This is a genomic window from Micromonospora sp. WMMD975, assembly GCF_029581215.1.
Classification (GTDB): Bacteria; Actinomycetota; Actinomycetes; order Mycobacteriales; family Micromonosporaceae; genus Micromonospora.
Genome location: NZ_CP120739.1, coordinates 166,661 through 193,204 on the forward strand (window position 1 = coordinate 166,661; position 26,544 = coordinate 193,204).

The following is a 26,544-nucleotide window of genomic DNA, read 5'->3' on the forward strand; positions in this document are numbered from 1 at the left end:
CGGGTGTCGGACCCGTCGGCTAGCGTCGGGAGGCCATGGAGCCGCGGTCGCGCGAGGAGATGATCGGCCGGGAACACCCGGCGGGGCTGCTGCGCGCCGAGGTGACCCGGGTGATCGACAGCCACGGCGGCCTGGTCCTGGTCACGGGCGAGCCGGGCATCGGCAAGACCACCCTGGTCTCGGCCGCAGCCGGCGAGGCCCGCGGGCGTGGGGCGTTGGTGTTCGGCGCCGCGTGCTGGGACTCCGACACCGCCCCCGACTACTGGCCCTGGTTGCAGGTGCTGCGCCGGTTGGCCCGGTCCACCGACGATCCGCCCGCCGCGCGGGAGGCCGCGGCGGCCGGGCTGGCGGCCCTGCTCGGCGAGCACGGAACCGCCGCGGACGACGCGATCGTCGACCGCGCCGGCCCGCCCGAGGACGGTGAGCGGGCCGAGTTCGTCCGGCACGACGCGGTGACAAGCGCGCTCGTCACCGTCGCCCAGCACCGACCGGTCGTGGTGGTCCTCGATGACCTGCACTGGGCCGACCCGGCGTCGCTGCGGCTGCTCCAGTTCGCCACCCAGCACACCTGGTTCGAGCGGCTGCTGCTGATCGGCACCTACCGCGACGCCGAGGTCGAAGCCGGCGACCACCCGCTGCGGCCACTGTTGCTGCCGTTGACCGCGAAGGCCACCACCGTCACGCTCGCCGGCCTGGACCGCGACGAGGTGGCCGCGCTGATCAGCCGCACCGCCGGCCGGGAGCCCGGCGCGGGCCTCGTCGACGAGGTGCACCGACGCACCGGCGGCAACCCGTTCTTCGTCGAGCAGACCGCGCGGCTCTGGCACACAGGTGGTCTCGCCGACACCATCGCACCCGGCGTACGGGAGGCGGTGCGCCGCCGGCTCGACCAACTGCCCGCCCCGGTGGTCGAAACGCTGACCGTGGCCGCCGTGCTCGGCCGCGAGTTCCACCGGCAGACGCTCGCCGCCTGCGTACCCGGTCCGGCCGCGCAGGTGGACCGGCTGCTCGACCGGGCCGCCGCCGCTCGGCTGGTGCTGGCCCGGGGCGGCGGCCGGTTCGCCTTCGTGCACGACCTGGTCCGGGAGACGCTCTACGACGGGCTGTCCGAGGACGAACGGCGCACCCGGCACGCCGCCGTGGTCCGGGCCGTCGACTCCGACCCGCTCGTGGGCCGGCTCATCCCGGCCGACCTGGCCCGCCACGCCTGGCTCGCCGGCGCGGAGCTGGACCCGGCACGCGCCGGTGACCTGCTGGTGGCCGCCGCGCGGGACGCGAGCGGCCGGCTCGCCGTGGCGGAGTCGGTGCGGCACTTCCGGCGGGCGCTCGACGTCACCGACGAGCCGGTCCGGCGGGTCCGGGTGCTGCTGGAACTGGCCGGGCTGCTGCATCACTCCGGGACACCGGGGGAGGCCGAGCCGCTGCTCGTCGACGCCGCCACGCTGGCCCGAGGGCTCGACGAGCCGGTCCTGCTGGCCCGGGTGGCGCTCACCGTCCACGGCCAGCACGCGGCCACCCGCCGCCGGCTCGACGCCGACGCGCTGGTCCGGGAGGCGTACGCGGGGTTGATCGGCCCGCCCGACCCGGAGCGGTCGACGCCGGCCCTGGTCACCGACCTGATCACCGCCACCGAGACGCTGGCCCGGCACGGCCGCGACGACGAGGCGCTCACCTTCAGCCTGTGGGCCCGCCACGACACCACCTGGGGGCTCGGCACCGCGCCGGAGCGGGCGGTGGTCACTGCGGAGATCCGGGAGGTGGCCCGCCGCGGCGGCGACCGGGAGACCGAGCTGTGGGCCACCTCGCTGCGCTGGGTGGCGCTGCTTGAGCTGGGCGATCCGGGCTACCGGCACGAGTTGAGCGCCTTCGTCACCGGGTGCCGCGCGGGCGACGTGGCCCGGCAGCGGATGGCGGCGGCCGTCGACAGCGGCATCATCGCCGCGTTCCAGGGTGACTTCGCCGCCGCCGAGGCAAGCTATGCCGAGCTGGACGGCTACGGCGAGTGGGAGCACTCCGAACACGCCTTCATGGCACACCACCTGCGCTGGTCGCTGCTGGTGCTGCGGGGGCGGCTCGCCGAGGCTGAGGCGCTGCTCGACCGGCCCGGCCCGGCCAACCACCCGCAGGTGGAGTTGCTCCGGGGGATCACCGCCGCCGAACGTGGCGACGCGGCGACCGTACGCCGGATCATCGGCGGGATCGAGGCCGCCGGGACCGCGTACCCCCGCCCGGTGTCGACGCTGTGGCTTCGGTTGCGGGCCCAGGCGGCGGCGGTGGACGGCGACCCCCGCCGATGCGCCGAGGCGCGGACGGCCCTGGCGCCGCACCGCGGGCGGTGGCTGGTGGCGTTGTTCGGCTGCGACATCGGCGGCCCGGTCGACCTCTGGCTGGCCACCGTGGACGCGGCGGAACGGCGGTGGGACGACGCGGTCGCCGGCTACGCGGCGGCCCGGGACGCCGCCGACCGGCTCGGCGCCCGACCCTGGTCGGTGCTGAGCCGGGCCGGTCTGGTCCGGGCGCTGGTCGGGCGGGGCGGGCCGGGCGACGCGGCGGAGGCGGCCCGGCTGCGGGCCGAGACGGTGGCGCAGGCGCGGGCGCTGGGCATGGCCCAGGTCGTCGAGCGACTGGTCGAGGCGTCCGCGCCGGGCATGGCCCAGGTGGTGGAGCGGCTGGTCGAGGCGTCCGCGCCGGGCGTGGTTCGGGTGGAGCGGCTGGCCGCGGCGCCGGTGGAGCGGCTGGTTGCGGCGACGACGCAGGACCGGCTGGCTGCGGCCGGGCACCAGGTCCACGACGGGACGGGTGGGCAGGCGGGTGCGGGTGGGCCGGAGTTCTGCCTCGACGGGTCGGTGTGGCGGCTCGCCTACGCGGGCGCGGTGGTGCACCTCCCCGACGCGAAGGGCCTGCATGACCTGCGGCTGCTGCTGAGTCGACCGGGTGTGGACGTGCCCGCGGTCGAGCTGCTCGACCCTGCGGCCGGCGTGGAGTTGGTCGCCGCCCGCCGGCTCGGCGCCGACCCGGTGCTCGACGACGAGGCGAAGGCGCGCTACCGGCAGCACCTGCGGCGGCTCGACGACGAGATCGACCGGGCTGCGGCGCGCGACGACACGCGGCGGCTGGCGGCCCTGGACGCCGAACGCGCGGCCCTGCTCGACGAGCTGCGTGCCGCCGCCGGGCTGGCCGGGCGCACCCGTCGACTGGGCGACCAGGCCGAACGGGCGCGTAAGGCGGTGACCGGCCGGATCCGGGACACGCTGCGGCGGATCGAGCAGCGGCACCCGGCGCTCGCCGCCCACCTGCGCGAGTCGGTTACCACCGGTGGCACCTGCCGCTACCTGCCGGCCGAGCCGGTCCCCTGGCAACTCTGACCGCCCGCCCCCACCCAGCGAAGGGGTGGCCGGCGTCTTGATCGACACCATCTCGGCGAGGTGGCGGTAACCAAGCCCGCTCGACCCCGCCACCTCGGCGAAATGGGGTCGATCAAGCGCGGGTTCCCGCCTGTCGGGAGCATGTTCCTGCCGCTTGGACGACTGAAGATCTGGCCGGACAACAAACCCTGGTCGCCCCGCCTCCGCGGCGTTACGCCGAGGTGGCGGCGTCCGCGCCCGGCGGACCCCGCCACCGTAAATAGGTCAGCGGCGGTTGTAGCGGCGCATGGTAAGCGTGCCGAACGCCACCACGAAACCGGCACTCCACAGCAGGAGCCACATCGTGTTCGTGGCGTCCGTGGAGCCGGCCATCACGGCCCGGACCGAGGCGACCAGATGGGTGATCGGATTGACCTTGACGAACGCCTGCAACCAACCCGGCATGGTGGCCGGCTCGACGAACACGTTGCTCAGGAACGTCAGCGGGAACAGCACCATCATGCTGACCCCCATCACCGACTTCTCGCTGCGCAGCACCAGGCCGAAGAACGTCCACACCCAGGAGAACGCGAACGAGAAGATCACCAGCAGGCCGATCCCGGCCAGCACCCCGAGCAGGCCGCCGTCCGGGCGGAACCCGAGCACCAGCCCCACCCCGAGGATGACGACGGCGGCCAGGATGTAGCGCAGCACGTCGCCGAAGATCATGCCGACGAGCGCCGCCGGCCGCCACACCGGCAGGGTACGGATGCGGTCGAAGACGCCCTTCTCGATGTCGTTGTTCAACCCCACCCCGGTGTACATGGTGATCATCACGACGCTCGTGACCATGATGCCGGGCAGGAAGAACTGGAGGTACGCCCGCGGGTTGTCGGCGAGCGCGCCGCCGAACAGGTACGTGAACATCAGCACCATGATGATCGGGAACGCGGTCACGTCGAACAGCTGCTCCGGCACGTGCTTGATCTTCAGTACGGCCCGCCAACCGAACGTCAGCGACGCGGCGAGCGCGCTCGGCCGGGCCGGTCGTTCGGCGGGCGCGAGCACGGTGGCCAGCGCCTCGGTGGAGGGCACGTAGACGGAGGGCGCCGGCCCGGTGGTGGTCACGGTGTCGCTCATCGGGCTGCCTCCAGCTCGTCGTCCCGCTCGTCCGCCTCGACGGCCGGGTGGTCGGTCAGGGCCAGGAACACCTCGTCCAGGCTCGGCTGGCCGAGGGAGAAGTCGTCCACCACGATCCCGGCCCGGGCCAGCTCGCCCAGCGCGCGGGAAGCCTGCTCGCCGGCCTCCAGGTCGGTGCCGTCCTCGCCGACCCGGGCGGTGAGCGCCACCGGGTCGGCCGCGAGCTGCACCGGCACGTTCAACACCGTCCGCAGCACCTGCTCGGCCCGGGACCGCTGCCCGGCGTCCCGCAGTCGCACGTGGACGGTGCCGGAGCCGACCGACGACTTCAACTCGCCCGGGGTGCCCTCCGCGATCACCCGGCCGTGGTCGACCACCGCGATCCGGCCGGCGAGCTGGTCGGCCTCGTCCAGGTACTGCGTGGTCAGCAGCACGGTGGTGCCGTGTGCGACCACCGCCCGGACGATCTCCCACACCTGGTTGCGGCTGCGCGGGTCCAGCCCGGTGGTCGGCTCGTCGAGGAACAGCAGGTCCGGCGTGTTCAGGATGCTCGCCGCGATGTCGATCCGCCGCCGCATCCCGCCGGAATACTTCTTCACCTGCCGGCCCGCCGCCTCGGTCAGCCCGAACGCGGGGAGCAACGCCTCGGCCCGCGCCCGTGCGGCCGGACGGCTCAGCCCGAGCAGCCGGCCCAACAGGACCAGGTTCTCCGCGCCGGTCAGGTCCTCGTCGAGCGAGGCGTACTGGCCGGTCAGGCTCATCCGGGCGCGGACCGCGTCGGCCTCGGCGACGACGTCGTGGCCGAAGACCCGGGCCGTGCCGCCGTCGGGGCGCAGCAGCGTCGCCAGCACGCGCACCGCGGTGGTCTTGCCGGCGCCGTTGGGCCCGAGCATCCCGTACACGGTGCCGGCGGGGACCCGCAGGTCCAGCCCGTCGAGCGCCCGGGTCGAGCCGAACGACCGGACCAGGCCGTCGGCCTCGACGGCCAGGCCGGTGTTCCGGTTACTCATGATCTATACCTCTCTCCGTGGGTGGTTCTCAGCAGGCGTACGGGCGTGCCGCGCGACCCTCGCGCAACGCCAGCCCCCACCAGCTCAGCTCGTCGAGGAGCAGCCGGACGTCCTGCCGGAGCCGTTCCTCGGCGTGCCCGGTGGGCTCGCCGTCGAGCAGGTCGAGGCCGACCGTGTCCCGCACGGTCATCGCGTGCAGCGCGGTGAAGACCGTCCGGAGCTGGTCGACCGCGTGCAGACCGAGGGACCGGCAGCCGTACGACACGAAGCCGACCGGCTTGGCCTGCCACTCGTCGTACGCGACGTCGATCGCCTGTTTCAACGAGGCCGGGAAGCTGTGGTTGTACTCCGGGGTGACCACGACGAACGCCTCCGCCCGCGCCACCTCCCCGGCGAACTCCCGCATCGCCGGCGTGCGCGCGGCGGGCAGTGCGGCCGGGAAGGCGTACCCGGCCAGGTCCAGCTCGTGCACGACGAGCCCGGCGCGGCGACGGGCCTCGGCGGCGAACCAGCGACCGATCCGGTCGCCGACCCGACCTTCCCGGGTGCTGCCGATGATCACGGCGAGCCGCAACGCTGTCATGCCGCCCTCCCTGGCTGCCGGCCTCACCCATCAGGCGCCAGAAGGCCCGCCAGATCCGATCTGGCGGGCCTTCGGTCAGGGGTGGCTGGTTCGATCGGCGGCATGAGCGAGGTACGCATCGTCCGATGGAGCGCCGACGACCTGGCGCTGCTGCGGGCGCTGAACAGCCCCGAGGTGCGGGCGCACACCGGCGGTGCTCCCCGGGCACCAGGGTCGGGGTTTGGCCACCGCCGCGGTGCGCGCGGTGGTCGAGGCCGCCTCGGCGGTTGGCGATCGCCGCCACGCGCACGCCTACCCGTCGGTGGACAACCCGGCGTCGAACGCGGTCTGCCGTAAGGCCGGTTTCACGCTGCTCGGCGAGACGGAGTTCGAATACCCGCCGGGCCACCTGATGCGTTCGAACGACTGGCGGACCGATCTGACGCGCTGACCGGTCAGTGCGCCCCGTCCAGCCGGGTGCGCTGCTCGGCGGTCAGTTCCAGGTCCACCGCGCCCAGGGCCTCGTCCAGTTGGGCCACCGAGGAGAAGCCGACGAGCGGGATCGCCGGCAACTCGCCGCCCATCAGCCAGGCCAGCACGACCTGGTTGACCGTGGCGCCGGTCTCGGCGGCCACCGCGCGCAGCGCCGCCAACCGGGCCGGGGTGCCTGGTAGCGCGTACGCCTCGCTGAGCCGCTCCGGCTTCGCGTACGCGCCCTTGAGCAGCGGTGAGTACGCGACCAGGGTGAGTTGCGGCTCGGCCCGCAGATAGCTGGCCAGGTCGGGGCCGACCCAGCCGACGTCGCCGTCCGGGTCGAGGTCGCTCGGCAGGTCCACCCGCGGCGGCAGGTAGCTGCGGTGATGTTGCAGCACCTCGTATCCGGGCAGGCCGGACGCGGCGGCGAGGGCCCGGGCCCGTTCGACCCGCCAGGCGCGGTGGTTGCTCGCGCCGAGCAGCCCGACCGTGCCCTCGGCGACCAACCCGGCGAAACCCTCGACGGTCTCCCGCAGCGGGACGGTCCGGTCCTCGATGTGCGCGTAGAGCAGGTCGATCCGGTCGACGCCGAGCCGTTCCCGGCTGCGCTCGGCGGACTCGCGGATCACCTTCGCCGACAGCCCCTCCGGGTTGTCCAGGTAGCTGGTGCCGGGGGCGAGCGGACGGGCGCCGAGCTTGGTGGCGAACACGATCTCGTGGCCGACCCCGCGGCTGCGCCGCCAACGGCCGAGCAGTTCCTCGCTCTCCCCGCCCTGCCCGCCGTTGTGCCAGAAGGCGTAGTTGTCCGAGGTGTCGACGAACGTGCCGCCGGCGGCGACGTAGCGGTCGAGGATGGCGTACGAGGTGGCCTCGTCGGTAGCGGTGCCGAACAGCATCGCGCCGAGACTGAGCACGCTCACCTGGCGGCGGGTGGCCGGGTCGGTGCCGATGGTGCGGTAACGCATGGAAGTTCCTCCCCGTCGGAGCGTTTCCGCCACCCTGCCCCTTCGAGCGCGCGCGAAGTCAAACCCCGACCAACGGCCGGTCGACCAGAGAGTCGCCGGAGGTCGAGCGCTGGTAGAGCACCAGGTGCCGGTCCCGCCGGCGGCGCACGAGGCCGGAGCGGAGCAGCACGCCCAGGTGGTAGGAGACGGTGGCCGGCGCCAGGTGGTGCCGCCGGCTCAGCTCACCCGTGGAGCGCGGCACGTCCAGGTCGGCGAGGATGTCGGCCCGGCTCACACCGACCAGGTCGCCGAGGCGTCCCCGGCGGCCGGACGGCGGCGGACCGGCAGCCGGGTAGGTCAGCACGGCGTCCCGGGCGTCGCAGAGCTGCACGGTGACCTGCGGCCAGGCCAACACCGAGGGGGTTACCACGACCTCGGTGTCGGACAGCGTCGTCTCGGTGCGGAACCGGCTCTCGACCGTCAGCGTCCCGGCCGTCCAGTGGATCGTCGGATGCAGGTCGTCGAGCAGGCTACCGACTCCGCCGGCGGCCATCCGGGTGGCCCGCTCGGCCAACTCGGCGTCCAGCAGCGTGCGCACCTGCGGCCACCGGTCGGCCAGGGCCTCCTGCCAGAACCGGCGCAGGCCCGCCGCCACCCGCGTGGCGAGTGCGCCGTCGGCCACCGCGGTCCGCACCGTCGGCGGCACCGGACGGCGGCCGTACCGGGCCGCGACCTGCGCGGCCACCTGCTCGGCCGGAGTGGCCGCGATCGCCGCGAACTGTCTTTCCAGGACGGTCGCCGAGGGGCCCGACTCCGGTTTCGGAGTGAGCAGATCCGGCATGTAGCCGGGCTGGCCGACCGGGGTGAGCAACTGCGCCACCAGCGCCGTGTCCGGGTGGCGCAGCGCGGCGCGGGCGACCGGGCCCGGGTCGCCGTGGACCGGGTGCCCGGACCGGGTCAGGGCGACCCGCATCCAGTGCGTCGCCTCGGCGACCGGCGAGGCGGCCAGCCGGAGGCGGGCCAGGCTGAGGCCGTCCAACCGCGCGACCATCACGCTCGGAGCGTACCGGGGAGCCGGCCGGCGCGGGGGCGCCGTTCGAGCAGGATCGAATCAGTACCCCTCGATGGAGGTGTCGGCTGCAATGGCAGGGCGCACGCCGGCCGGTCGTTCGAGGAGGACCGGGATTCGGCGGGTCGGATCTGACGAGGGCCGGCCCGCCGCGGGGCGCGGAGGAGGGGCCGCGTCGGCCCCTCCTCCGGCACTGCTCAGCTCGGCACGTAGTCGAACGTGTCCGGGTTCGGGCCCTGCCGACCGGCTTCGCCCTTGTCCAGCGCGGTGAGCCGCTCCATCGCGGCGTCGTCGAGCGTGAAGTCGAAGATGCCGGTGTTCTCCTCGATCCGCTTCGGCGTGGTCGACTTCGGAAAGACGATGTCGCCGCGCTGCACGTGCCACCGCAGCACCACCTGGGCCGGGGTTCGACCGACCTGCTCGGCGAGGTCGACCACGGTCGGATCGTCGAGCACCTTGCCCTGCGCGATCGGCGACCACGCCTCGGTGAGGATGTTGTGCGACAGGTCGTACGACCGCACCTCCTCGTTGCCGAAGTAGGGGTGCGCCTCGACCTGGTTGACCGCCGGCACCACGTCCGCCTCGGCGGCCAGCCGCTCCAGGTGCGCCACCTGGAAGTTGGACACGCCGATCGACCTCACCCTGCCGTCGCGCTGAAACTCCTCGAGCACCTTCCAGGTGGAGACGTAGTCGCCGTCGTAGAGCGTGGGCAGCGGCCAGTGGATCAGGAACAGGTCGAGGTAGTCGAACTTCATCTCGCGCAGCGACTGCTCGAACGCCTTCCGGGCGTCGTCCGGGCGGTGGAAGCCGTTGTTGAGCTTGCTGGTGACGAAGACGTCGCCCCGGTCCAGCCCGGAGGCGCGCACCGCCTGCCCCACCTCGGCCTCGTTGCCGTACATCTGCGCGGTGTCGATGTGCCGGTAGCCGATCTCCAGCGCCGTGCCGACCGCCCGGGCGGTGTCCTTGGGGTCGATCTGGAACACCCCGAAGCCGAGCTGCGGGATGGAGTTGCCGTCGTTGAGCGAGATGTCCGGAACGCTGATGCCCATGTCGTGTCTCATCTCCGATCGTTCGGGGGGCCCGGAAGCGCTTCCACGTGGCGGCTCCCGGGCCGTGCCACCCGTTGTACCTACCCGATCGGGGGGCATCCTCACGTCTGAGACGTCCGTCACCCCCAGATCGCCCGCGCCCACTCCGGGTGGTCGACGAACGGATTGCGGTTGCCCTGCCAGCGCTCGTAGATGCGCTGGTTGCGGCGCTGTTCGAAGGCGTCCGGCGGGTCCTGGTCGTGCCAGGCCAGCAGTTTCGTCAGCCGCCCGAGCCGGGGCGTGCTGCCGTTGGCCACCGAGTCGTTCGGCTCCAGGTCCGGCCAGCCGTCGTCGCCCTCGTACCGGATCGCCATGTAGAGGATCATCCGGGCGACGTCGCCCTTCACCGCGTCGCGCGGCTCGAACGAGTCGGCGTCGGTGTAGCAGCCGGGCGCCTGGGCGACCGCGCTGCCGCCGGTGTCGAAGTCCTTGTTGCCGCGCGCCGAGTTGACCGACACGTCCTCCGGTCGCAGGTGGTGCACGTCGGTGCCGGGCCCGGTGGCGGTGCCGAAGTCACCGTGCGACTTGGCCCAGACGTGTTCCCGGTTCCAGTCGTCAGCGCCGCCACCGTTCGCGTTCTTGCTCTGCGAGCGTCCGCTGTAGAGCAGGATGACGTTTGCCGGGTTCGCCGGGTCCTGGTCGGTGTCCTTGAGCGCCTCCCACACCTGGTCGTAGGTGAGCCGGGTCTGCGTCCTGATGATGCTGTGCAGGGCGGTGCGCAGCGCCGGACCGGTCTTGCCGGTCGCCGCCGCGTAGTAGGCGCTCGGTGAGGTGGTGCCGCTCGGGGCCGGGCTCGGCGTGGCGCCGCCGCCCAGGCTCATCGTGGAGGGGTTCTTCAGGCCGCCGTGACTGAAGTAGGCGGTCAGGGTGCCGGTGGCGGTCACCTGCCGGCCCCGCAGGGACGGGTTGGTCAGCAGCCCGAAGTTGCTCCGCCAGGCGGCCGTGACCTGCACGTACAGCATCCGGCCGGTGCTGGTCTCGCCGGCCTGGTCGGCGATCGCGATCGCGGTGTCCGCGGTGTAGCCGGACGTGATCACCGTGGTCGTGGCGGTGGGTTGGCCGATGACCCAGCCGGTGACGGTGGCGGTGCGGCCGTCCTGGGCGGCGAGCGCCTGCGCCACGGTCAGGGTGGCTGCCGCCGACGCCGCGTTGGTCACCACGAGTGGGGTGGTGACGGTGACGGTCAGCACGACCGCCGTGATCAGCCGCCCGGGTCGCGAGCGGGTGATGCTCCTGATATTCATGATCGGCAATATAGTGGGTGTCGGGTGAACTCCGGGAGATCAGGGCGACAACTCTCCGTCCCGACCGGCGTCGAACAGCACCGGCCACGGGCGGGCCGCCGGCGCGATGAGAGCCGGCCCGACCGGCGTCTCCGGCGCGGCGAGCACCTCGGCGGCGAGTCGACCGAACATCGGCGCCGCCGGGTGCGCCGCCCGGCTCGGCCAGGCCGCGGATATCCGCCGGACCAGCGGCGTGCCGGTGAGCGGTCGCCAGGCGATACGCGGCTCCCGGCGCGCCAGCGCCGCCGGCTCGACGGCCACCGCACCGCCGGCCAGGAGCAGCCCGAACAGGAACTCCGGGTTGCGCGCCGGGCGTACCCGGGGCGGGACGAAGCCGTGCTGCCGGCACACGGACAGCAGGTGCTCGTGCCAGCCGGGCGCGGTCGCCGGCGGCGCGGTGACCAGATCCAGCCCGGCCAGGTCGGCCAGCGCCACTTCGCGGGCCCGGACCAGCGGCGACACCCGGGGCAGCATTGCGCCGACCGGCACGTCCACCGGCTCGCCGAACCGCAGCCCGGCCTCCTGGACCGGATGGTGCAGCAGGCCGACGTCGAGCCGTCCCTCCGCCAGCATCCGCCGCTGCTCGGCGCTCGCCAGCTCGTGCAGGTCCAGGTCGAGCCCGGGAGCGCGGGCGGCCAGCCCGTCGAGCAGCGCACGCAACGTCACGGCCGGGGTCTCCGGGGGTACGCCGGCGCGCAGCACCCCGAGCGTGCCCCGGCGCACCTGGTCGGCGAGGTGGCGCAGCCGACGTTCGCCGGCGAGCAGGTCGTCGGCCTCTCCGAGCAGCAACTGCCCGGCGGTGGTGAGGCGGACCTGCCGTTGCGACCTGTCGAACAGGGTGGCGCCCAACTCCTGCTCCAGCCGCCGGATCGACTGGCTCAGCGGCGGTTGCGCCATGCCGAGCGTCTCGGCGGCGCGGCCGAAGTGCAGCTCGCGGGCGACCACCACGAAGTGCCGCAGGTGTCGCAGCAGGTCCACCTGCGCCACCCTAGCTCCGCGCTGGTTACCGTGTCGGGGTGGATGCGGCGGAGCGGGTCGGGGAGATCTTCGAGCGGGCCGGGTTGAGCGGCTGCCTGCACGTCGCCGACGTGGACGACCCGGCGCGCGAGGTGGCGCTGCGGGCCGACGAGCGGATCGTCATCGCGTCCGTCTTCAAGATCCTGCTGGTGCTGGAGTTCGCCCGGCAGGTCGCCGCCGGCCAGCTCGACCCGACCGAGCGGGTGCTCGTCACCGCCGCCGACCGGCTCGGCGGTTGGGGGGTGGCCGGATGCGCCGACGACGTCGAGGTCTCCCTGCGTGACCTCGCGTACTTCGCCATGTCGGTGAGCGACAACACGGCCGCCGACCTGCTGCTGCGTCGGGTCGGCCCGGACGTGCTGCCGATGCTCGCCGCGGAGCTGGACCTGCCGCGTACCCGGCTCGTCGGTGGCCCCCGGCAACTGGTCGAGACGATGCTCGCCGACGTGGGCGCGCGTACCGAGGCGGACTTCGCGCGGATCTTCCCCACCCTGCCGCCGGCGCGGGTCCGGACCATGCGGGTCTTCGACCCGGAGCACACCTCGTCCAGCACCGCCCGGGAGTTGACCCGGCTGCTCGGGCTGGTGTGGCGGGACGAGGCCGGCCCGCCCGCCGCCTGCGCGATGGTGCGGGAGCTGATGGCCCGGCAGCTCTTCTGGACCCGGCTCGCGGCCGGGTTCCCGCCCGGGGTCCGGGTCGCCGGCAAGACGGGCACCCTGCCCGGCCTGCACCTGGAGGCCGGCGTCGCGGAGTATCCCGACGGCCGCCGGTATGCGATCGCGGTGCTGGCGCGCACCGAGCGGCTGAGCACCCGCCGCATCGACGCGGACCTGGCGATGGGGGAGACCGCCCTCGCGGCGGTCGAGTCGCTGCGCTGATTGCCGGCCGGGCGGTCCCGGTTCAACCGCCTCTGAGCTGCGGTGATATCGCACCAGATATCGATCCTTGCGTCGCTTGATCTTGGACGGCGGCGGCGGTCGGGTGGTGGGGTGGGCCTACCGCACCACCGATCCCGAACGGGGAGGACGACCCATGCCCGAGAACCACAAGCCCGGCTACGCCCGCCGCCGCCTCCTGCGCGACACCGCCGTCGGCGCCGCCGCCGTCACCACCGCCGGCCTCGTCGCCGGCGCCCCGGCCCGGGCCGCCACCACCACGACCGCCCCCGCCACCGGGCCCGCCGGCCGACCCCGCCCCGGCGCGGTGAGCTTCCGCTGGTGGGGTACGGCCGGCTGGCGGATCGACATCGGCAACCGGACCGTGCTCGTCGACCCGTACCTGAGCCGCTACGACACCGGCCTGTTCGGCAGCGGCTTCCGCCCGAACACCCGGCTGACCGTGGCCGCCGACGTGGTCGACCGGCTCGCCGACCGGGCCGAGAACATCCTGGTCACCCACACCCACTGGGACCACTTCAACGACGTGCCGCACATCGCCACCCGGACCGGCGCCCGGGTCTTCGGCACGCTCACCGCCTACCACCTGGGGCTGGCGTACGGGGTGCCGTCCGGGCAGCTCGCCCCGGTCAAGGGCGGCGAGGTGCTCGACTTCGACGGCTACACGATCGAGGTGGTCGGCTCGCTGCACAGCCGTAACCCCACCTGGTCGATGGCCTTCCCCGGCGTCCGGGTCAGCCAGCCGCCCCTTCCGCAGACGATCTCCGACCTGCCGGAGGGGGACACGCTCGCCTACCAGATCCGGGTCGACGGCGGGCCGGCCGTGTTCTTCATGGGCGCCAGCGACCTCGACGAACGCAAGCTGACCGGGCTCGCGCCGGACGTCGCGATGATCGCCTCCGCCGCCACCACGTCCGTCGCCGACTACGTGCCCCGGCTGATGGCCGCGCTCGACCACCCGAAGATCGTGGTGCCGGTGCACTGGGACAACTTCGAGACCGAGCTGGTCAACCCGCCGACTGTCGCCGCCACCGACCGCGCCCGCCTCGACGCCCTGATCGCCGAGGTGCGCCGGGTCTCACCGCGCAGCCGCGTGCTGGTACCCGAATACCAAACCGCATACCGGTTCTGAGCCGCGCTCAGTCGGCGGTCAGGTCGCGCAGGGCAAGCACCGACTTCCAGTTGCGCGCCGTCGCCACCACACCCAACCTCTTCTCCAGGTACGCGGTGGTGAACTTCGTCCGCCCGTAGTTGCCGGCCGGGTAGTGCAGGTGCACCTCCCGGCCGGTCACCGCGTATTCCAGGTCCTCGCCGGCCGGCACCGCCAGCTCGCCGACCCGCGCCGGCTCGGGCGCGGCGGACAGGAACGCCACGAGCACCCGGGTCGGGTCGTCCTGACGCCCGGCGTACGGGCTGGCAGCGACCACGGCGGCCAGCTCCCCGCCGTCGCGGACCAGGACCGGCACCCGCAGGCCCAACTCGTCGGCGAGCCGCTTCGCGATGCCCTCGGCCAGGGTCTCGGCGCGGGCCGGCGGGCTGGTGAAGACCACGTTGCCGCTCTGGAGGTAGGTCTTGACGTCGGTGTGCCCGAGGTCGGTGACGACGCGGCGCAGGTCCGCCATCGCCAGCCGGGTGCTGCCGACGTTGACGCCCCGCAGCAGGGCGGCGTAGCGAGCCATGGCCGCCAGCCTAGATCAGGCCGACGCCAACCGGGCGTAGACGTCGCCGGAGCGGCCGGCCGGCCGGTGCGTCTCCAGCAGCCGCACCAGGCCGGCGGCGTCCAGCCACTCGTCGGCGGCGAAGCGCATCGTCTCCACCGGCGAGTAGTTGTAGCGGTAGCCGCCCGCCCGCGCGCCCAGCCGCTCCACGAGATCGAGCGCGGTGAGCGCGGCGTCGTGCGCCGGTGGCAGGTACTCGAAGGAGAGCCCGCGCACCGGCCGGCTCAGCCCGGCCAGCACGTCGACCTCGAAGCCCTCCACGTCGACCTTGCAGAACGCCGGTACGCCGTGCCGGGCGATCAGGTCGTCGAGCGTCACCACCGGCACCTCGACCGAACGGTCCCACCGCACCCCGGCGAAGCTCGGGTCGGCGGTGACCGAGTCGATCCAGGACGACGACATGGTGGACACCGTCGGTGTCGCGGACGACAGCTCCAGCCGGGCCTGCCCGGGCCGGGCGCCGACCGCGGTCGGTTCGATCACGACCCGGGCGTCCCGCCCGAAGGCCAGGCGCAGCACCCGCAGGCAGTCCGGCTGAGGCTCGACCGCGACCACCCGCGCGCCCAGCCGCCGCCAGGTGCGTACCCGCCCGCCGACGTGGGCGCCGATGTCGAAGCCGAGGTCGCCGGGGGAGAGGAACCGGCCGTAGAGGGCCCGGGCGCGCCGGTGTTTGGCCGGCTGACCGTGGTAGATGGCCAGGGACCTGGTGATCCCCCAGGCCCGTGCGAGCACCGTCACGGCGTTCCTAACTGTGAGTCCTGGACTGCGGTCCGAAGGCCCGCAGGAACCGGTCGCGGAACGCCTCCATCGGCCACACCGGGGCGTCCGGGCCGGGGTTGAGGCCGTCCTGCCAGCGCCAGCCGGAGATCTGGTCGAGCACGGCCGGATCCTTCGCCACGATGGTGATCGGCACGTCCTTGCCGGCACCCTCGCCGGTGATCGCCCGGGCCGGCTGGTGGTCGCCGAGGAAGACCAGCACCAGGTCGTCGTCGCCGTACCGCTCCACGTAGGAGACCAGGGTACGCAGTGAGTAGACGATCGAATTCCGGTACGCCCTGCGGGTGCCCTCGTCCGCGCGGTCGGCGTGGTTGGTGCCCTGGAAGACCGACCCGTCGCCGAGGGAGTCCCAGTCGACGAGCTTCGGCACCGGCGTCCACGGGATGTGACTGGAGAGCAGCGGGATCTCGGCCATCACCGGGGCGTGCCCGGGCGTCCGCTCGGCACGCTGGAACGCCTCGAGCGTGAACTGGTCCGGCGGCGAGGAGAAGCTGAACGTCGGCCCCCGGTAGCCGAGGTCGTCTGCGCCGTAGACCTGGTCGGCGGCGAAGAAGTCGGCCTCCGGCCAGGCCCGGGTGAGGGCCGGCATGACGAGCGAGGTGCGCCACCCGGCGCGCTTGAACGCGCCGTTGAGCGTCAGGTGGTCGCTGTGTACCAGGTTGGTGTAGCGGAGCTGGTTGTCGGCCCGGATGCCGGTCATCAGCGTGGCGTGGGCCAGCCAACTGCCCCCGCCCGTGGTGGACGAGGTGAGGAACGCGCTGCGGCTGCCGTAGCCGGCCGCGCCGAGCCGGCGGGTCCCCTCGTCCAGCGCGGCGTCCACCTGAGGGGCCAGCTCCGGGTCCTCCACCGCCACCCGGCCGTAGCTCTCCACGAACGCGACCAGGACGTCCTTGCCGCGCAACCCGGTCAGCAACTGGTCGCCGGGGGTGTTCCGGAACGGGTCGCCGGCGAGTTTGGTACGCAGCCGCTCCTGGTCGTGCAGGCCGGCGTTCACCTGCCGGCCGCGGTCGTACACGCCGGTCGCGACGGTGTCGGCGGCGACCGGCAGCCCCGGCACGATCTGCGCGCCGAGCACGGCGCAGGCGACCCATGCGGCGGCGAGCGCGGCGGCGGCGCGGGCGCTCACCGCCCGATGGCCGGCCACCACCCGGGCGAGCCGCCGCACCGAGATCGTCACCAGCACCGGTACGGCGAGGACCGCGACCACGGCCACCGCCACGGCGCCCACCTCGGCGGCCGACCCGTACGACTCGGACAGGAACTCCGCGCCGGCGGCGAGGAAGGCCCAGTCGGAGATCAGGTCGAAGGGGCGGTCCAGGACGGTGGAGAAGCCCAGATCGGTGATCTTCAGGACGAGGACCAGGCCGAGCAGCACGCCGAGCACCGTGGCCACGATCCGGCGCGGTCTCGGCGGCAGCACCAGGAGCAGGGCGACCGCGACCAGCCCCTCCACCGGGATGCGCAGGAACGCGGCGGGGGTGAGGTCGTTGACGTCGGTCGGCGCGACGAGCGCGACAAGCACGAGCCCGGCGGCCAGCGCGGTGGCCGCCACGGATCGGATCCGGCGGCGCCGGCCCTCCACGTCGGCGGCCTGGCTCGCGGCGGCGTCGGTCGTGGCGGCGTCGGGCGTGGTCGGGGCGTCGCCGGTCGGGTGGTTCGGCTCGGGCGTGGTCGGGGCGTCGCCGGTCACGAGCGTCGCCCGCCGACCTCGGCGCGGCCGACGAGCACGGGGGCGTCGGGCTCCCAGCCGGACCGGCGAGCCGCCGACACGGGAGCGCGCATCGCCGCCGGGCGCACGACCTCCGGACGCACGACCTCCGGACGGGCGGCTGCCGGGCGGGCCGCCGCCGGGCGCGCGACCTCCGGGCGCGCGACCTCCGGGCGCGCGACCTCCAGCCGGGCGACCGCCGGGTGAGCGGTCCCGGCGCGGTGCCGCCACAGCCAGAACACGTCGCGGCCGAACGACTCGACGAGAAGCGCGAGCGCGCCGGCGAGCACCGCGACGGCCAGCGGCGCCGGCAGCACCCCGGCCGCCACCACGGCCAGCGCGATGCCCTGGGTCGCGGCGACGGTCTTGCGCCAGTAGCGGGGTGGCAACGAACCGTGCAGCCAGGGCAGCGCCCAGCCGGCCGCGACGAAGGCGTACCGCATCGCGCCGATCACCAGCACCCACGGTCCCACCTGGCCGGTCACGTACGCGCAGAGCACCAGGACGAGGAAGGAGTCGACCTCCATGTCGAACCGGGCGCCGAGCGCACTCACCGTGCCGGTGCGCCGGGCCACCTGCCCGTCGACCCAGTCGAGGGAGAGCGCGACCGCGGTGAGCCCGACCAGCACCGGAACCGCGATCGGTCGGCTGAACGAGTCGACCACGAGCGCGGTCACGCCGCCGGCCAGCGTCGCCCGGCCCAGCGTCACCCAGTCGGCGGGTCCGAGCCGGTCCGCGCCCGAGCGGCGCCGGCCACGGTCGAGCACGGCGAGCAGCACCATCCCGTAGACGAGGCCGGCGGCCCAGCCCGCCCGGCCCAGGCCGACGGTGCCGGCGAGACCCGCCAGGACGCCCACCTGGAGGATCGTCCCCGCGAATGGATCAGTCCGAACCACTGACACTGTGCCTCCGAGTTGCGCGCCCACGACCCACTGGTCTGTACGAAGAACATGCCCGAACGGTTCGGTCTGATGCCGAAAAGCCACGATCCCCCGCGGGATGCGGCTTCCTTCGTTTGCACGTACCTACGTACTAGCGTAGCTTTGGGTCATGGCGAGCGTGGAGGAACGGTTGGCGGCCCTCGAAGCCCAGGTGGCCCGGCTGGTCGCCGGCCGGGCGACGGCGCCGGACCCGGCGGCCGGCGAGGCCGACCCGGCGGAAGTGTTCTGGGCGCTCGACGGGCTCAAGCGGCGGCTCCCGACCGACAGCGCCGGCGCGGTGCTCTACACCGGCACCGTGCGCACCGCCGACCGGCACTACGACTGGCAGTACGGCGCCGGCGTCGACGACCTGCTCGACGGCGACTGGCCGGCGCTGGCCGGCACGCTCACCGCGCTGGCCCACCCGGTCCGGCTGCGGCTGCTGCGCGAGATCCTCGGCGGTCGGCACGGCACCGCCGAGCTGGCCGACCTCGACGGCCTCGGCACCACCGGGCAACTCCACCACCACCTGCGGCAGCTCGCCGCCGCCGGCTGGCTGCGCAGCGGGGCCCGCGGACACTACGACATCCCAGCCGAGCGGGTGGTGCCGCTGCTCGCCATCCTCACCGCCGCCCGCCGCTGACCGCCCACCCACCCCCGACGGAAGGCAGCACCATGCGTACCCCGACCGTCCTCACCGCCGTCGCCGGCCTCGTCGCGGCGGCCGTCGCCACCGGCCTGATGCCCCGCGCCCCGGAACTCGGCCCGCGACAGACCGGCGACGCCGACCTGGCCGCGACCGTCCGCGCCGCCGTCGACGACCCGCGGGGTTGGCGCGGTCTCGCGGTGGCCTCGATCGAGAGCGGTCGGGTCCGCGTCGCCGGCCTCGGCGACCGGGCGCCCGGTGGGCCGGCCGTCGAGCCGGGCACCCCGTTCGAGATCGGCTCGGTCGGCAAGCCGCTCACCGGCATGCTCCTGGCCCGCCGGGTGGCGGCCGGCGCGGTCCGCCCCGACGACCCACTCCGCACCGTCCTGCCCGAGGTGACCGGCCCGGCCGGCGAGGCCACCCTCGCCGAGCTGGCCAGCCACCGTTCCGGGCTGCCCCGGCTGCCGACCGGCCCGGCCGCGCTGGCCCGGAACTGGTGGGCGTCGGTCACCGCCGGCAACGCGTACGCCGGTGACGACGTGGACCGGGTCGTGGCCGACGCCGCCGGCACCGAGCGGGACGGCGAGCGCGGCACGGTCTCGTACTCCAATCTCGGCCCGTCGCTGCTCGGCCAGGGACTTGCCGCGCAGGCCGGCGTCGGCTACCCGGAGCTGGTCCGGCGCGACGTGCTCGGCCCACTGGGCATGACCGCCACCGTCGTCGCCACCGACCGGGGCCAGCTGCCCGCCGGCCGCGCCGAGGGCGCCACCACCGGTGGCCGGCCCACCGCGGAGTGGCTGGGCGCGGGCTACGCCCCGGCCGGCGTCGGCGTCTGGTCCACCGCCGAGGACCTGGCCCGGCTCACCGCCGCGATGCTCGCCGGCACCGCGCCCGGGGCCGACGCCGCCACCCCCCGCTTCGCCGACGAGGGCGGGCGCCGGATCGGCTACGGCTGGTTCACCAGCCGGTACGGCGACCGGGAGATCGTCTGGCACAACGGCGGCACCGGCGGCTTCCGGGCGTACGTCGGATACGACCGCACCGCCGGCCGGGGGATCGTGGTGCTCGCCAACACTGCCCGCGACGTCGACGCGCTCGGCCTGCGGCTGCTCGGTGTCCGCGGTGACGCGGCGAGCGAGTCGACAGGTCTGCCCCGCTGGATCGGCGCGATCCTGGCGCTGGCGTTCACCTTCCTCGGCGGCCTGTCGCTGTGGAGCACCGCCCGACGCGGGCCGGACCGGCTCACCCTGCTCTCCGCCGCTGTCTGGGCGGTGCTCTACCTCGCCCTCGGCCACCGGCTCGGCGACTGGTCGATCGTGCCCGGCTGGCTCTGGCCGCTGGGAGCGGCGCTGACCGGGGTCGCCGCGGCGCTCGCGGTCCGTCGCTGGCGCGGATTGCCGGCCGTCGCCGGGGCGCCGCCGTGGCGACGGTGGACCGGCGTGGCGCTCTCCGCCGCCTTCGCCACCCTGGCCGCGGTGATCGTCACCTGAGGACCGCCACGGGTCAGGACACCTCGCGGCGGAGGGTACGGATCAGCCCGGCGACCAGCGGCAGGAGCACCCAGACCGCCAACGAGACCCCGAGCCGGCCCCACTGCCCGGCCGTCACGTCCGACCCCAGCAGCGGCTCCATCGTGGAGGTGGTGTCCAGCCAGCGGGCCGGCTCCCGCAGCCCCTCGATCATCGCGGCCAGCACGCTCCACACGGTCGGCAGCAGCAGGTAGGTGACGATCGCCAGCGGCGTGCTCAGCAGCAGCAGACCGAATCCGGCGCCCAGCAGCACGTTCGCCACCTGGAACACCGCCGCGTACGGCAGCATCTGCCAGTCGAACGCCCAGGCGCCGGCCCCACCGGTGGCCTTGGCGGCGAGCGTGCCGGCGGCGGCGACGGCGAGGCTGACCAGCACCGAGCCGAGCGCGGCCAGCACCACCGCGGCGAGCTTGGCGACGATCACCCGCTCCCGGCGTGGCACCAGCGCGAACGTGGTCAGCGCGGTGCGCTGGGACCACTCGCCGGTGATCGAGAGGATGCCCAGCACCGGCAGGAGCAGCCCGACCGGCAGCAGCGACGGCTCGAAGAACGCGGCGAACGTCTGTTCCGGCGCGTCGGTGACGAAGAGCTGCACCACCACGATGGCGACCGCGATCAGCCCGATCGTGATCAGCAGCCAGCGTCCGGCCCGGGTGTCGGCGAGCTTGCGCAGCTCCACCTCGGTCAGCCGGGCCAGCGAGGGGCCGGCGGCGGCCGGCTCGTGCCGCGCCTGGGCGGCGGGGGGAGCGGTGGTGGTGGCGGTGGTCATCGGACGGCCTCCTTGGTCGACGAGCCGGCGGTGAGGGTGAGGAAGAGTTGCTCCAGCCCGCCGGTGCCGGCGGGCCGCAGCTCGGTGAGGACCAGCCCGGCGTCGGCCGCGGCCTGACCGACGGCTCCCGGCTCGGCGCGGACGACGAAGCCGCCGTCGGTGCCGGCGGTGGCCGGCAGCGCGGCCCGGTCCAGGGTGAGGCGCAGGGCGTGCTGGTCCCGGGCGCGGACCAGGGTGCCGGCGCCGGCCAGCAGCTCGTCCTTGCCGCCCTGGGCGACCACCTGGCCGCCGCCGATCACCACCAGCCGGTCGGCCACCGCCTCCACCTCGCGCAACAGGTGCGAGGAGAGCAGCACGGTGCCGCCCCGGTCGGCGTAGTCGCGCAGCAGGCCGCGCATCCAGTAGATGCCCTCCGGGTCGAGGCCGTTGGCCGGCTCGTCCAGGATCAGCACCCGGGGGTCGCCCAGCAGCGCCACCGCCAGGCCGAGCCGCTGCCGCATGCCCAGGGAGTACGCGCCGACCCGCCGCCGCGCGGCGGTGCCGTTCAACCCGACCAGGTCGAGTTTCGCCGCGACCTGCTCCCGGTCCACGCCCATGGTGCGGGCGGCCAGGGTGAGCGTCTCCCGGCCGGTGCGCCCGGCGTGCTGGGCCGAGGCGTCGAGCAGCACGCCGATCTCCCGCCCCGGGTTCGGCAGCTGCCGGTAGGGCCGGCCGGCCACGGTGGCCCCGCCCGAGCTGGGCGGCGTCATTCCGCAGATCATGCGCATCGTGGTGGACTTGCCGGCGCCGTTCGGGCCGAGGAAACCGGTCACGGTGCCCGGTTCGCACCGGAACGTGACGTCCTCGACGGCGACGTGCGGGCCGTACCGTTTGGTCAGGTGGTCGACGTCAATCATGCCGAGAAGCCTGCCGGGGCCGCCCGGCCGTTCGCTGCGGCCGGCGGTCGGTGCCCGTACCGACCTCGGTTCACCGTAGGCGTCGACTTTGGTAGCTGGGCGCCGGTCCGGTCGGCTCCCTAGCATTGGGCAGGTGAGCAGCGCCGTCGCACCCGATCATCCCTGGCTCCTGCCGGGCTCCCTGGTGCCCGCCCGGTCCGCCCGCCGGACCCCGCGGGACTGGTTCGTCGACGGCCTGCTGTTCCTGATCTCGCTGGGCTGGGTGCTCATCGCCCACGAGGACGCGGTCAGCGGCAGCCCGGACTTCGCGTTGAACGCCGGGCCGGACTGGCTGATCGGGGTGGACCTGGTCGCCGGCCTGCTGGCCACCGGCGGGCTCTGGCTGCGCCGCCGCTGGCCGGTGGGGCTGGCGGTGGCCACCGCGCCGCTGACGCTCTTCTCGATCACCGCCGGCGTGGTGCTGCTGGTCGTGCTGTTCACCGTGCTGGTGCACCGGCCGCTGCCGATCGGGCTGGCGCTCGTCGGCTGGAACGTGGTCACCGCGCTGCCCTACGAGACGCTACGCCCCTCCCCGGCGCTGCCGCCCTGGGCTGCCGTGGCCTGGACCGCACTGTTCATCGGCGTCGCGGTGGCCTGGGCGCTGTTCGTCCGGGCCCGCCGCCAGTTGGTGGTGTCGCTGCGCGACCGCGCCGAGCGGGCCGAGGCCGAGCAGCAGCTCCGGCTCGACCAGGCCCGCCGGCTCGAACGCGGCCGGATCGCCCGGGAGATGCACGACGTGCTCGCCCACCGGATCTCGCTGCTCAGCCTGCACGCCGGGGCGCTGGAGTTCCGCCCGGACGCGCCCCCGGAGGAGGTCGCCCGGGCGGCCGGTGTGATCCGCGCCAGCGCGCACGCCGCCCTGCAGGACCTGCGCGAGGTTATCGGGGTGCTGCGGACCGAGGTGCGTGCCGAGGCCACCCCGGAACGGCCGCAGCCGACGCTCGGCGACGTGCCCGCGCTGGTCGCCGAAAGTCGTGACGCCGGGGTACGCGTCAGCGTGGTCGACGAGGTGACCGAACCGGCCGCGGTGCCGGTGGCGATCGGGCGCAGCGCGTACCGGATCGTGCAGGAGGGGCTGACCAACGCCCGCAAGCACGCGCCGGGCGCGGTGGTGACGGTCCGGCTGTCCGGCGCTCCCGGCGACGGGCTCGCGGTCGAGATCAGCAACCCGTGGCCGGTCGGCGGGCCGGTCACGTCGATCCCCGGCACCGGTACCGGGCTGGTCGGGGTCGCCGAGCGCGTCACCCTGGCCGGCGGCCGGCTCGACCACGGACGGGACTCCGACGGCAACTTCCGGCTGACCGCCTGGCTGCCCTGGACGATCCCCTCATGAGTCCGGTGCGGGTGTTGATCGTCGATGACGATCCGCTGGTCCGGGGTGCGCTGTCGATGATCCTCGGCGGCGTTCCCGACCTGGTCGTGGTGGGCGAGGCCGCCGACGGCTCGGAGGTGCCCGCGGCGGTCGCCGCGCACGCCCCGGATGTGGTGCTGATGGACATCCGGATGCCCCGGGTGGACGGGCTGATCGCGACCGAGGCGCTGCGGGCAGCGGCGGACCCGCCCGAGGTGCTGGTGCTGACCACGTTCGACGCCGACGAGCAGGTGCTGCGGGCGTTGCGGGCCGGGGCGAGCGGTTTCCTGCTCAAGGACACCCCGCCGGCCGAGATCGTGGCGGCGGTGCGCCGGGTCGCGGCGGGGGAGGCGACGCTGTCTCCGGCGGTGACCCGCAAGCTGATCGCGCACGTCACCGGCGCCGCGCCGGCACCGGGCCCGGATCCCAAACGGGATCGGGCGATGCGGCTGCTGGACGGGTTGTCCGAGCGGGAACGGGAGGTCGCACTGCTGCTGGGCCGGGGGCGGACCAACGCGGAGATCTCCGCCGAGCTGTTCATGAGCGTGGCGACGGTGAAGGCGTACGTCTCCCGGCTGCTCGCCAAGCTCGACCTGAACAACCGCGTGCAGGTGGCGCTGCTGGTGCAGGACGCCAACCTGCTATGACCCCACCCGCACCCCCACCCGCACCCCCACCCGCACCCCCACCCGCACCCCCACCCGCACCCCCACCCGCACCCCCACCCGCACCCCCACCCGCACCCCCACCCGCACCCCCACCCGCACCCCCACCCGCACCCCCGTCCCACCCCCGCTGCCGGGTTGATCATGAAGTTGGCGGCACCGTTTGTCCGTTTCGTCACCGCTAACATCATGATCGGCGTGGTCGGGTGGAGATCTTGGAAGGAAAGTGCCCCTTGAGGGGCCGGGAGCTTCCAAGATCTGCGACCGGTACGAACGATCCCAGAGGCCGACCTCGTCCGCGGTGATGGTGCTCGGGCCCGAGGAACTGCTCACCGCGGGGCGCGATTGAACTGTCGCCGGTGTCCGGCCGTACCAGTGGGCGAGGATGTGGTGCGGCCGGTCCGCCGCACCGCTGCCGAGCTGCGGGAGGCCTGCCGTGCGAGTTGGTGAGCAGTCGAGGGATCCCATCGACCAGATCCTGGGCGACGTGCCGGTACCGGCGTCGTTGACCCCCGAGGACGTCCGCCTCGCGGTGCGGGCGGTGGTGGTGCACGCCGCCGAGGAATGGCCCGCGGGGCCGAAGTGCCGCAACGACGGGGCGGCGTTCCCGTGCCGGTTGCACCGTTGGGGGCGTCGGGTGCTGGAGACACACGGTCTCAACGAGCGTCAGATCGACGCGCTGATCCGGCACGGCAACCCGTTCGTGCACGTGCCGTTCCCGTTCGTGCTGAGCGGCCCGTCGGCCCGACCCGGCGCTGGCCCGTCGGCCCGACCCGGCGCCGGCCAGGTGGCCCGACCGGGCCCCGGCCAGGCTGCCCGACCCGGCACCGCGCAGGCGGCCCGACCGGGTTCGCCCCAGACTGCCCGGCCGGGCGTGGGTCAGGCGGCCCGGCCGGGCACCGCCGTTCCGGTCGCCGGCCAGGCGCCACGCGGCCCCGTCCCGCGAGTCGCCGCGCCGCCGGTACGGCCCGGACCGCGTCCCGCCGCCGGCCGGCCGGCACCCGCCACTCGCCCGAGCTGGCCCCGGGCGAGTTGACCCCGCCGCTCGACCGGGGTGTTAAGCGGGGCCCCCTCCTATACAAAAGGCGTTAATAGGGGGCCCCGCCTTGTCAGTTGACCCCGCAGTCGGAGGCCGACCAGTCGGTGGTGTTGGCCAGCCCGTCCTGCTTGTTCTCCCGGCGCGAGTCCACGTGCACGTGGTCGCCGTGGTCCGGGTAGCCGGGTCCGAAGATGCCGCTGAAGCCCTGGTCGCGGGCCGACCGGGCGACCTCGCACAGCGTCCGGCTGCGTGAGGTCAGGTCGGCCGCGTCGCCGTACAGGTGCTGGCTGCCGGCGGCGCCGCCGACCTGCCGGTTGCAGGCGACACTGCGGAATCCGCTCGTGACGTAGAGCGGTTTGTCGCCGAGGCTGCGGCGCAGCGCCTCCAGCTTCCACATGGTGCGCAGCGCGTTCGTCCGGGTGGCCGACGACGAGAGCGGACCACCGCTCCACCCGCCCTTGCCGCAGCCGTTGTCCAACTCGGCGTAGCTGAAGTGCTTCGGCGTGCAGTCGTCGTCCTGCAGGGCGTAGATCTTGGCGTACGTCTGCGGGCCGGCGATGCCGTCGACCCGCAGCCCGTACGCGGCCTGGAAGCGCTTGACCGCGGCGGCGGTCTCCGGGCCGTACTGACCGTCGATGTGGACGATGTCGCCGTACCCGGCCCAGCCGGCCACCCGGATCTGGAGCTCGCGGACGTCGGTGCCCGATCGTCCCTGGGTGAGGGTGCGGGGCCAGGTGTAGCAGCCGTCGGCGTGGGCCGGCGGCGCGGCGACGGCGGTCGCGACGGCGGCCCCGGGCAGGGCCAGCGCGAACGCGACGGCCGCCCGCTTCAGGGTGTTGACGCGCACAGGAGCCTCCCGGTGTGAAAGTGGATTCCTCCTCACCGTGACACCCCGTGAGCGCTTTCGTGGCGATAAGCGGAAATTGTTCTCATTCGGCGAGGGCGGGAGGGGCGGGTAACGTCAGCTCCCGGGCCCGGACCGACCCGGGCGGCGACCCTCGCGCGGGGAGGTGGGCGTTGGCACGTGGCGGCGTGTTCTGCGTCGAGGGGCAGTGGCACCGCGACCTCAACGAGCGGGGGTCCGTCCTGCCCACACTCGAACTGCTCGAACGGCTGGGCCGGATCCGCTACATCCACAAGGACGCCGCCACCCGGGACGAGCTGTTCTACTTCCTCGACCGCTGGCTGCTGAAGCAGTACGCGGACCACCGGGTCGGCTTCTTCGCCATGCACGGCGAGCCGAGCCGGCTCTGCCTCACCGACTGGGACTCGGTCGAGCTGTCCGACGTGGCCGAGCGGATGGCCGGTCGCTGCGAGGGGCGGCGTCTCTACTTCGGCAGCTGCTCGGTGCTGCGCGCCTCCGACGCCACGCTCCGCGGCTTCCTCGACGTCACCGGCGCGGCGTTGATCTGTGGCTTCACCCGCGACGTGGACTGGGTCGAGTCGGCCGCCTTCGAGACCGTGCTGCTCGACGTGCTGGCCAACGGGCAGCGGCACAACGCCGCCGAGCTGCGCATGGGCTCCGCGCACTGGGCGCCGCTCGCCGCGTACCTCGGTTTCCGGGTGATCTATGCCAACGGCCGTGCCTGGCGGCCCACCGCCCGCCCGCGCGTGCCCGAGCAGGTCTCCCCGCGCCGGGCCGCCGCCCGTCCGCGCTGAG

The 26,544-nt window shown here is 74.2% G+C and carries 26 protein-coding genes; 10 read left to right on the forward strand and 16 right to left on the reverse strand.

Annotated elements, in window-relative coordinates; all coding sequences use genetic code 11:
* Positions 1 to 35 precede the first annotated feature (35 nt).
* On the forward strand, positions 36 to 3,365 hold the full coding sequence (locus O7613_RS00755; RefSeq protein WP_282291453.1) for an AAA family ATPase: 3,330 nt from the start codon (positions 36 to 38) through the stop codon (positions 3,363 to 3,365).
* A gap of 264 nt (positions 3,366 to 3,629) precedes the next feature.
* Here O7613_RS00755 and O7613_RS00760 read toward each other — a convergent pair whose 3' ends face one another.
* From O7613_RS00760 to O7613_RS00770, 3 genes are read right to left on the reverse strand one after another with little or no spacing between them, the layout of a single operon-like run.
* Complete coding sequence (locus tag O7613_RS00760; protein WP_282291455.1) at positions 3,630 to 4,484, reverse strand: ABC transporter permease; 855 nt, start codon at positions 4,482 to 4,484, stop codon at positions 3,630 to 3,632.
* On the reverse strand, positions 4,481 to 5,494 hold the full coding sequence (locus tag O7613_RS00765) for an ATP-binding cassette domain-containing protein (RefSeq protein ID WP_282291457.1): 1,014 nt from the start codon (positions 5,492 to 5,494) through the stop codon (positions 4,481 to 4,483). Before O7613_RS00765 ends, O7613_RS00760 begins: the two co-directional genes overlap by 4 nt.
* Before the next feature lie 28 nt (positions 5,495 to 5,522).
* Positions 5,523 to 6,077, reverse strand: a complete 555-nt coding sequence (locus O7613_RS00770; RefSeq protein ID WP_282291459.1) for an NAD(P)H-dependent oxidoreductase — start codon at positions 6,075 to 6,077, stop codon at positions 5,523 to 5,525.
* A 220-nt stretch (positions 6,078 to 6,297) separates the two neighbouring features.
* On the opposite strand from O7613_RS00770, the gene O7613_RS00775 reads away from it, so the two are divergent.
* Positions 6,298 to 6,507, forward strand: coding sequence for a hypothetical protein (locus tag O7613_RS00775; protein WP_282291461.1), 210 nt, complete (start codon positions 6,298 to 6,300; stop codon positions 6,505 to 6,507).
* Positions 6,508 to 6,511: 4 nt separating this feature from the next.
* Here O7613_RS00775 and O7613_RS00780 read toward each other — a convergent pair whose 3' ends face one another.
* The 5 genes from O7613_RS00780 to O7613_RS00800 form a co-directional block, all read right to left on the reverse strand.
* Positions 6,512 to 7,495, reverse strand: coding sequence for an aldo/keto reductase (locus tag O7613_RS00780; protein WP_282291462.1), 984 nt, complete (start codon positions 7,493 to 7,495; stop codon positions 6,512 to 6,514).
* A gap of 58 nt (positions 7,496 to 7,553) precedes the next feature.
* Positions 7,554 to 8,525 carry a DUF5937 family protein gene (locus tag O7613_RS00785; protein ID WP_282294440.1) on the reverse strand — a complete coding sequence of 324 codons (972 nt, stop codon included), beginning with the start codon at positions 8,523 to 8,525 and terminating at the stop codon, positions 7,554 to 7,556.
* Positions 8,526 to 8,740: 215 nt separating this feature from the next.
* Positions 8,741 to 9,592 (reverse strand): aldo/keto reductase, encoded by an 852-nt coding sequence (locus O7613_RS00790; protein ID WP_282294442.1) that lies wholly within the window; start codon positions 9,590 to 9,592, stop codon positions 8,741 to 8,743.
* Positions 9,593 to 9,711: 119 nt separating this feature from the next.
* On the reverse strand, positions 9,712 to 10,875 hold the full coding sequence (locus O7613_RS00795; protein ID WP_282291464.1) for an endonuclease: 1,164 nt from the start codon (positions 10,873 to 10,875) through the stop codon (positions 9,712 to 9,714).
* Between the two features lie 39 nt (positions 10,876 to 10,914).
* Positions 10,915 to 11,892 (reverse strand): LysR substrate-binding domain-containing protein, encoded by a 978-nt coding sequence (locus O7613_RS00800; RefSeq protein WP_282291465.1) that lies wholly within the window; start codon positions 11,890 to 11,892, stop codon positions 10,915 to 10,917.
* A 38-nt stretch (positions 11,893 to 11,930) separates the two neighbouring features.
* Here O7613_RS00800 and O7613_RS00805 point away from each other — a divergent pair, with 38 nt between their 5' ends.
* Together O7613_RS00805 and O7613_RS00810 are read left to right on the forward strand one after the other, a co-directional pair.
* Complete coding sequence (locus O7613_RS00805) at positions 11,931 to 12,809, forward strand: serine hydrolase (RefSeq protein ID WP_282291466.1); 879 nt, start codon at positions 11,931 to 11,933, stop codon at positions 12,807 to 12,809.
* Positions 12,810 to 12,963: 154 nt separating this feature from the next.
* Entirely contained in the window at positions 12,964 to 13,959 is a 996-nt protein-coding gene (locus O7613_RS00810) for an MBL fold metallo-hydrolase (RefSeq protein WP_282291467.1), read from the forward strand.
* A 7-nt stretch (positions 13,960 to 13,966) separates the two neighbouring features.
* Here O7613_RS00810 and O7613_RS00815 read toward each other — a convergent pair whose 3' ends face one another.
* Genes O7613_RS00815 through O7613_RS00830 form a run of 4 tightly spaced genes read right to left on the reverse strand, consistent with a single transcriptional unit; the run spans position 13,967 to position 17,887 of the window.
* Complete coding sequence (locus O7613_RS00815) at positions 13,967 to 14,506, reverse strand: DUF1697 domain-containing protein (protein WP_281584706.1); 540 nt, start codon at positions 14,504 to 14,506, stop codon at positions 13,967 to 13,969.
* A 15-nt stretch (positions 14,507 to 14,521) separates the two neighbouring features.
* The gene (locus tag O7613_RS00820; RefSeq protein WP_282291468.1) at positions 14,522 to 15,283 is read right to left on the reverse strand and encodes an FkbM family methyltransferase; all 762 of its coding nucleotides are present in this window, start codon (positions 15,281 to 15,283) and stop codon (positions 14,522 to 14,524) included.
* A 7-nt stretch (positions 15,284 to 15,290) separates the two neighbouring features.
* A complete protein-coding gene (locus O7613_RS00825) occupies positions 15,291 to 17,012 on the reverse strand; it encodes a sulfatase (protein ID WP_348775397.1) in 1,722 nt (573 codons plus the stop codon).
* Positions 17,009 to 17,887: a CDP-alcohol phosphatidyltransferase family protein gene (locus tag O7613_RS00830; protein WP_282291469.1), complete on the reverse strand. Its 879-nt coding sequence runs from the start codon at positions 17,885 to 17,887 to the stop codon at positions 17,009 to 17,011. The genes O7613_RS00825 and O7613_RS00830 overlap by 4 nt, the downstream gene beginning before the upstream one ends.
* A 193-nt stretch (positions 17,888 to 18,080) precedes the next feature.
* Here O7613_RS00830 and O7613_RS00835 point away from each other — a divergent pair, with 193 nt between their 5' ends.
* Both O7613_RS00835 and O7613_RS00840 read left to right on the forward strand, forming a co-directional pair.
* Positions 18,081 to 18,593 carry a helix-turn-helix domain-containing protein gene (locus O7613_RS00835; protein ID WP_281584702.1) on the forward strand — a complete coding sequence of 171 codons (513 nt, stop codon included), beginning with the start codon at positions 18,081 to 18,083 and terminating at the stop codon, positions 18,591 to 18,593.
* A gap of 32 nt (positions 18,594 to 18,625) precedes the next feature.
* Complete coding sequence (locus O7613_RS00840) at positions 18,626 to 20,086, forward strand: serine hydrolase domain-containing protein (RefSeq protein ID WP_281584701.1); 1,461 nt, start codon at positions 18,626 to 18,628, stop codon at positions 20,084 to 20,086.
* Between the two features lie 13 nt (positions 20,087 to 20,099).
* Here O7613_RS00840 and O7613_RS00845 read toward each other — a convergent pair whose 3' ends face one another.
* Complete coding sequence (locus tag O7613_RS00845; RefSeq protein WP_282291471.1) at positions 20,100 to 20,894, reverse strand: ABC transporter permease; 795 nt, start codon at positions 20,892 to 20,894, stop codon at positions 20,100 to 20,102.
* Positions 20,891 to 21,790, reverse strand: a complete 900-nt coding sequence (locus O7613_RS00850) for an ATP-binding cassette domain-containing protein (protein WP_281584699.1) — start codon at positions 21,788 to 21,790, stop codon at positions 20,891 to 20,893. The genes O7613_RS00845 and O7613_RS00850 overlap by 4 nt, the downstream gene beginning before the upstream one ends.
* A gap of 133 nt (positions 21,791 to 21,923) precedes the next feature.
* Between O7613_RS00850 and O7613_RS00855 the strand changes: the two genes are divergently transcribed.
* Together O7613_RS00855 and O7613_RS00860 are read left to right on the forward strand one after the other, a co-directional pair.
* The gene (locus O7613_RS00855) at positions 21,924 to 23,162 is read left to right on the forward strand and encodes a histidine kinase (RefSeq protein ID WP_282291473.1); all 1,239 of its coding nucleotides are present in this window, start codon (positions 21,924 to 21,926) and stop codon (positions 23,160 to 23,162) included.
* On the forward strand, positions 23,159 to 23,827 hold the full coding sequence (locus O7613_RS00860) for a response regulator transcription factor (protein ID WP_281584697.1): 669 nt from the start codon (positions 23,159 to 23,161) through the stop codon (positions 23,825 to 23,827). The genes O7613_RS00855 and O7613_RS00860 overlap by 4 nt, the downstream gene beginning before the upstream one ends.
* Here the strand turns inward: O7613_RS00860 and O7613_RS00865 are convergent.
* Positions 23,822 to 23,959 carry a hypothetical protein gene (locus O7613_RS00865; protein WP_282291475.1) on the reverse strand — a complete coding sequence of 46 codons (138 nt, stop codon included), beginning with the start codon at positions 23,957 to 23,959 and terminating at the stop codon, positions 23,822 to 23,824. The genes O7613_RS00860 and O7613_RS00865 overlap by 6 nt on opposite strands.
* Before the next feature lie 322 nt (positions 23,960 to 24,281).
* Between O7613_RS00865 and O7613_RS00870 the strand changes: the two genes are divergently transcribed.
* Positions 24,282 to 24,881, forward strand: a complete 600-nt coding sequence (locus O7613_RS00870) for a hypothetical protein (protein ID WP_282291477.1) — start codon at positions 24,282 to 24,284, stop codon at positions 24,879 to 24,881.
* A 73-nt stretch (positions 24,882 to 24,954) separates the two neighbouring features.
* Here O7613_RS00870 and O7613_RS00875 read toward each other — a convergent pair whose 3' ends face one another.
* Positions 24,955 to 25,731, reverse strand: coding sequence for a D-Ala-D-Ala carboxypeptidase family metallohydrolase (locus tag O7613_RS00875; RefSeq protein ID WP_282291479.1), 777 nt, complete (start codon positions 25,729 to 25,731; stop codon positions 24,955 to 24,957).
* A 170-nt stretch (positions 25,732 to 25,901) separates the two neighbouring features.
* Here O7613_RS00875 and O7613_RS00880 point away from each other — a divergent pair, with 170 nt between their 5' ends.
* Positions 25,902 to 26,543 (forward strand): hypothetical protein, encoded by a 642-nt coding sequence (locus O7613_RS00880; RefSeq protein ID WP_281584694.1) that lies wholly within the window; start codon positions 25,902 to 25,904, stop codon positions 26,541 to 26,543.
* Position 26,544: the final 1 nt, after the last annotated feature.